A 5763-nucleotide genomic window follows, 5' to 3' on the forward strand; every position below is an offset into this window, starting at 1 on the left:
GGATTGATTGCTTACTGCCTTAAAGAGAAAAAGCCATCACTGAAAATTTTCTACTCAGAAGAAGATATTTCAGCAATAGCTTAAGCGGAATTGGGGTTATTTACCTCACCCTTGAATCAGCCGTGAAGGTATCACTGACTCAGGGACAGTTTGATGCCCTGTGCTCGTTCATCTTCAATTGTGGTGCGGGTAACTTTGTTCGTTCTACCTTGTTGAAAAAGCTCAATGCAGGTGACTACCAAGGTGCAGCCGATGAATTCCAGAGATGGAATAAAGCAGCAGGTAAAGTGATGAACGGTCTGACTAAGCGTAGGGCATCTGAGCAACAGATGTTTTTATCATGAGATTCCACAGTCAGTACTTTACCTTCGGTGTAATGGGACTACTCGTCGGTATGTTCTGGTTCTACTACAGCGAGTATCAGGACAAGGCCGAAGAATACACCAGCTTAAAGTTGCAGTATGACGCACAGGTCATTGCCATAAATAAGCAGCAAGAGCGCCTTGAACAACTTGCAAAATTAGACGAAATCTACATAGAGAAACTCGCCAATGCCAAGACTGAAATTGACACTCTTCGGGCTGATGTTGCCACTGGTCGTCGCAAGCTGCGCATCAAGGCCACCTGTCCTGTGCGTGAGGCCACTCCCTCCGTCAGCGTGGTCAATGCAACCACCGTCGAACTCCCTAGAGAAACTGGACAAACTGTTCTCGATATCCGAGAAGACATCATCAACGACCGGGCAAAACTGAGATATTTGCAGGATTATATTAAGACTGAATGTCAATAGTCGATCGAATAATTGATATATTATTGTTTGAGTTGGCCTTATTTATTTAATATAAATTAACTATTCTGTTCTGGGTTAAATTAATGTACACTGTTTTTTTATACAGTTATGAGGGGGGTGTAAATGTTTTTAAGCAAACTTGCTCGTTTTGCATTAACTGCAACCTCTGTGGCTCCTGTATGCATTACATTGGCATATTTAGCTTTTATTCAGAAAAAATACACCATGCTCAGTGTGTATATATTTGTAGGTGTAATAAGTGTTTGTCTCTGTGTTTTGATATTAAAATATTCCATCCTACATTCTGGGCGCACGAAAAAGAACATAAAAACAGCCACTCCCGCTAACAAGGAAGTAACTAATTATTTTTTGACATATTTATTTCCATTACTTAGTACGTCAGGAACATTTCTTGACTGGAAAATAGCTGCATTTTTCTACATCAGTTTGCTTGCTTATGTTTCTTTCTCTGAGGGGTATAGTTTTAATCCATTATTATCATTCTTCGGATATAAATTTTATGAAGCGGAAGATGATACCGGTATTAGTTTTGTCCTGATTACGAAAAGCGAATTAAATACAGTGAATAACAGCAGATTAAATGTTATAAGGTTGACATCACATACATATATTGTTGTCTAATTCACAAAGGAAATAATTTATGGAATTATTTGCTATAACCGATACTGGTAAAATTGTGAAAATCCTTACTGACTCAAAAACACAAATGTCTTTAACTGACTTATTTAAAAAACAAAAAGACTATTTTGAAAGTAATTACACTGCGTCAGTTGAATTTAGTGGTGGTTATATTGCCAGTGCTGCCGAGTATTTTTGTATTGATAATTTTGATGATGTTATAGGCGTTCTTGATGCAATACAAACACCTGACTCAATTCAGGAGTGGGACCCACAGGATATATCTATCTTTAATATAAAGGCGTTATTCTCTGGTGAAGTTATTCCCTCATTGCAAGGGGGGGTGGCAATATAAAAGCTTATCTACAGTGTTTTGATAAAAGGCAGATAATAGATAACAGAAAAACGATATTCCATAGGTTAGTCCAAGATAAAAATACATTTAAGTTGTCCGATTCTGACGGTTTGTCCATTGATAATAAATTAACAGCGATACTTGATAACGATAAGTTAAAATTCAAAAGTTTTCATATGCTAAGAAGAATTTTTGATGTTGATGGATACTTTAAGGAAGCAACTAATGATGATTTAATCGCGTTTTCTAATCACGAGCATTTTCATGTATCGAATGGCTTTGACCTCACTACTATTGCTGACACAGTGATAAGAAAGAAGGTGTCTTTGATAAATAAATCAAGAATATTAGAGCTCCATACTGTAGACGCGTTATTAACGGTTGCTAACGAAAACGGAGTACATCTTGAATTAGATATACACGAAGAAAATGGAAAAAAGAAAATCATCATACCGCAAGAGAAAAAGCATATTAAGAGGTTATTGAGTTTTCTGGATGAGGACTATTTCACTTCGCAAATCACTCAGACACTATATCAGACAAACTCTAAGAAAAAAGTGAAGGAAACTTAGTGTGATTGATATCTTGCAATAAATGATAACCAGTAAATCACTTTAAGGTTTTAGCTAACACCCCAGAGCAAATAATTCTGGGGTTGCAGGAGTATGTTAGGTCGCAGTGTGGATGAGAGGACGGCAGGAGCACTACCGTCCTATCGGAAGTTATTATAAAGATAGGCAAGTATCGTAATCATGGTAAAATGCTATGCATGAAGTCATACAGCTAACCCAATCACGACCATTCATATACTCGCAAATCGAAGCGTAGGTCTGCATTGGTGCTAAAAGCGCAGTGCCTGCCACTAGGCAAAGAAGAAGATACTTTTTCATAGTTATTCTCCGCATCGTTTATAACATTACTACCATAAAACCTGATAAACCCATCTTCGCCCAACAACAAGCGAATAATGCTTAACAATTGATTAGCGCCTGAAATTAAACCCAATATTTCTTTACCCATTCCCTGAGTGGTTAAAGGAATACGGATAACTCATGCTGCCACTTCGTTCTCACCGCGTACCCTACGCATACGAACTGGTGGCATTTTTATTTTCACCGCGCACCGAAAGCGCATCTCAATTGCACCGAACCTAACCCTATCGAAATGAGCCTTCGAGGTCACCAGTTATGGCTGGCGAGCCTTCGGTGGGCTGGTTTCCTATTTCGGCGAGGGTTCATTTCATAGAGCAGGTAAAACGCATGAGCAACATCATTCCATTTGAGTATGACGGTCACCCTATTCGCTTTAATGAAGAAGGGTGGATCAATGCTACAGATGTAGCAGCTAAGTTTGGTAAGGAAGTAACTAACTGGTTGTATCTGTTAGATACATTGGAATACTTAGTGGCTTTAAGTAATAAGGTGTATGGTAAAACCTGCACCATGCAGGAAATAAGCGAAATCAAGAAGTTAGGAATAGAAAAACCATCAACAAAAGCAAAAATACTCAGGCTGACCAAGAAAACTAAACTGGTAGTTGCTAAAAGTGGGCCGAAAGGTGGAACGTGGCTTCACCCAAAACTCGCTATCCGTTTTGCTCGCTGGTTATCTGTTGACTTCGAAATCTGGTGTGATGAACAAATAGACGTATTAATCCGGGGTAATCAACCCACATTCACCGACCCGCGTATCAATGCCATCTTTCTTCTCGATAAGCCTGTTACGTGGGAAAAGCAGTTTCAGCAACCTTTCTATCAGGCACTCAGTCGTATGTCAGGATTGCCCTATCACGGTCATGTCGGTGGTACGCCATCCTTGTTTGGCATGATCACCGCTAAATGGGTGTATCAGGTTGTGCTGCCTGATTCGGTATATGCAGAGGCAAGAGAAGCCGCCAAAGGCAGCGGGGATAAGATCCATCAATATCTTAAGCCAGAAGCTAAGCAACTGGTACAAGAGCAACTGAAAGCAATCACTATACTGGCGAATAGCTGCGTGGACTACAAAGACTTTGAAGCACGTTGCGTTCAGTCATTTGGCAAGTCAGGCGAGCAGGGTCTGCTGATATTACCGATGGAGCGGGAATTCAGTTATTCCGCCATGAGGCATTAGTTTTACTCGCGCCGGGTTATCGCCGTCTGTCGGTATTAGCTATGACATGTCTCCTTTTCATCGAGTGTACAGACAGAATCAAAAATAACCCATGCCCCTGAGAATAACAGGTCATTATCAGCAACATCCGCTGTAGGCAGACGAAGTGATGTGACAGCCGGAGAGACGGCCTGTATTGCCATCCTGATTCACGAGTCACGATTGCTATACAGAAAAGCAAAGTCCGATTATCGGATATTAGGTTAATACGACGAGAGGCCACGATGACAGAACCGAACTATGAAGCGATTGGTCGCTGCCAAGTCTTAAAAGAGAAGATAGATGCACTCAATGCATACAGGAATCAGCGCCTGAAAAAATTAGCAAAGGAAGCTTTCCAGCTGACAGAGGGGTATTACCCACAGAAGGGATTTCCGGTACTTGATACAGAAAAAATGAATGCACTACTGGCAGACATTACTGCTGCGGATATTGACCTCAGACGGGCGATCAGTGAGTTTAACGACTGGAGTCAGACTGCAGGTGAAGAACCTATCAAGCTCACAGGTCTAACCTCAGGAGAGTAAGGCATGCCACCTCGCATCCCCCGAGCCTGTCGCAAGCAAGGTTGCCCCAAGACCACAACTGATCGCAGCGGCTACTGTCCTGACCATCTGCATACCGGCTGGCAGGCTCACCAACAAGGCAAGAGCCGACATTCTCGCGGTTATGGCAGCCAATGGGACAAACTCAGAGCCACTATCAAGCAACGGGATAAACACCTGTGTCAGCAATGCTTACGACAAGGGCGAGCCACGACAGGCACCACAGTAGACCACATGACACCCAAGGCACAGGGTGGGACGGATGCGTTATCAAATTTGCAATTGTTGTGTGAGGCCTGCCATAGCCGTAAGACAGCAACCGAACGACTGAGAGAGTCACTCGAAGACAGGTAACCAATCCTCATGCGTAAATGTATCGGATGGCATTATCTCAATGGAACAATGGTTGGATGATTTAATTCCAAATTGAAACTATTACCGCTGTCATGGTCACATCAGGGGAGGGGGAGGTGAGATCGCTACCCCTCTCGTGCCTTGAGGACCGCCGCCTAACCTCTTTTCAGATCGCCGCGAAATACAAACCTTTTTTTGGGGTGCCCCAACTGCACCGTTTGACAGGAGAAATCACATGGCAGGACGACCGCCAACCCCCACTCACCTGCGTTTGGTGAGGGGTAACCCATCAAAACGCCCGATAAACGCGAGCGAACCAAAGCCGGAAAAAGGGGTGCCCCCGATCCCGAAGCATTTCGGCAAAATGGGCCGCTACTGGCATGAACGGATCGCCGGGGAACTGGATAAAGTCGGTGTATTAACCAGTCTGGATGCGAAAGCCCTTGAACTGCTGATTGAGGCCTACGTCGAATACCGGACGCACTGCGACACACTGGAGAGCGAAGGTTACACCTACCGCACCGATCAAGGATTAATCAAAGCACACCCGGCAGCCGGCATGAAAGCCGATGCGTGGAAACGCATTCACGCCATGCTCAGCGCGTTCGGCATGTCGCCCTCCAGCCGGACAAAGGTCAATATGGTCGGGGAAGACAAGGCCGATCCGCTGACTGAATTTTTACAAATGAGGGATTAAGCATGGCAAAAGTGGCTGACGGCATTCGCTACGCCGAGCGGGTCGTGGCGGGGGAGATTGTCGCCGGGGAACTGGTGAGACTGGCCTGCCAGCGCTTCCTGACGGACCTGAAAACCGGCGAAGCCCGGGGAATCACATTCAGTGAACCCCGTGCTCAGCATATCCTGAACTTTTACAAATTTGTTCCGCATGTCAAAGGGGCATTGACCGGCAAGCCCATAGAACTGATGGAC

9 protein-coding genes and 2 pseudogenes are annotated in these 5763 nt (G+C 43.8%); 10 read left to right on the forward strand and 1 reads right to left on the reverse strand.

Annotated elements, in window-relative coordinates; genetic code table 11:
- Nucleotides 1-101 precede the first annotated feature (101 nt).
- From Xsto_RS19755 to Xsto_RS19775, 6 genes and pseudogenes are all read left to right on the forward strand, one after another.
- Nucleotides 102-344, forward strand: a pseudogene (locus tag Xsto_RS19755) (lysozyme); the annotation flags it as partial.
- Nucleotides 341-790: a lysis protein gene (locus Xsto_RS19760; protein ID WP_099126191.1), complete on the forward strand. Its 450-nt coding sequence runs from the start codon at nucleotides 341-343 to the stop codon at nucleotides 788-790. The pseudogene Xsto_RS19755 and the gene Xsto_RS19760, both read left to right, overlap by 4 nt.
- A 123-nt stretch (nucleotides 791-913) precedes the next feature.
- The gene (locus Xsto_RS19765) at nucleotides 914-1432 is read left to right on the forward strand and encodes a hypothetical protein (RefSeq protein ID WP_099126192.1); all 519 of its coding nucleotides are present in this window, start codon (nucleotides 914-916) and stop codon (nucleotides 1430-1432) included.
- A gap of 19 nt (nucleotides 1433-1451) precedes the next feature.
- The gene (locus Xsto_RS22435) at nucleotides 1452-1784 is read left to right on the forward strand and encodes a hypothetical protein (protein ID WP_244590470.1); all 333 of its coding nucleotides are present in this window, start codon (nucleotides 1452-1454) and stop codon (nucleotides 1782-1784) included.
- A gap of 35 nt (nucleotides 1785-1819) precedes the next feature.
- A complete protein-coding gene (locus tag Xsto_RS22440; protein WP_244590471.1) occupies nucleotides 1820-2356 on the forward strand; it encodes a Kiwa anti-phage protein KwaB-like domain-containing protein in 537 nt (178 codons plus the stop codon).
- A gap of 687 nt (nucleotides 2357-3043) precedes the next feature.
- Nucleotides 3044-3895 (forward strand): KilA-N domain-containing protein, encoded by an 852-nt coding sequence (locus Xsto_RS19775; RefSeq protein ID WP_099126193.1) that lies wholly within the window; start codon nucleotides 3044-3046, stop codon nucleotides 3893-3895.
- A 35-nt stretch (nucleotides 3896-3930) separates the two neighbouring features.
- On the opposite strand, the gene Xsto_RS21740 is transcribed toward Xsto_RS19775, so the two are convergent.
- Nucleotides 3931-4077, reverse strand: a complete 147-nt coding sequence (locus Xsto_RS21740) for a hypothetical protein (protein ID WP_169926707.1) — start codon at nucleotides 4075-4077, stop codon at nucleotides 3931-3933.
- Nucleotides 4078-4158: 81 nt separating this feature from the next.
- On the opposite strand from Xsto_RS21740, the gene Xsto_RS19780 reads away from it, so the two are divergent.
- The 4 genes and pseudogenes from Xsto_RS19780 to Xsto_RS19795 form a co-directional block, all read left to right on the forward strand.
- Nucleotides 4159-4461 (forward strand): hypothetical protein, encoded by a 303-nt coding sequence (locus Xsto_RS19780; protein WP_099111809.1) that lies wholly within the window; start codon nucleotides 4159-4161, stop codon nucleotides 4459-4461.
- 3 nt (nucleotides 4462-4464) lie between these two features.
- The gene (locus tag Xsto_RS19785) at nucleotides 4465-4833 is read left to right on the forward strand and encodes an HNH endonuclease (protein ID WP_099126194.1); all 369 of its coding nucleotides are present in this window, start codon (nucleotides 4465-4467) and stop codon (nucleotides 4831-4833) included.
- A gap of 235 nt (nucleotides 4834-5068) precedes the next feature.
- Nucleotides 5069-5530, forward strand: coding sequence for a phage terminase small subunit P27 family (locus tag Xsto_RS19790; RefSeq protein WP_099126195.1), 462 nt, complete (start codon nucleotides 5069-5071; stop codon nucleotides 5528-5530).
- 2 nt (nucleotides 5531-5532) lie between these two features.
- Nucleotides 5533-5763: pseudogene (locus tag Xsto_RS19795) on the forward strand (terminase large subunit); the annotation flags it as partial.

The organism is Xenorhabdus stockiae, assembly GCF_002632825.1.
Classification (GTDB): domain Bacteria; phylum Pseudomonadota; class Gammaproteobacteria; order Enterobacterales; family Enterobacteriaceae; genus Xenorhabdus; species Xenorhabdus stockiae.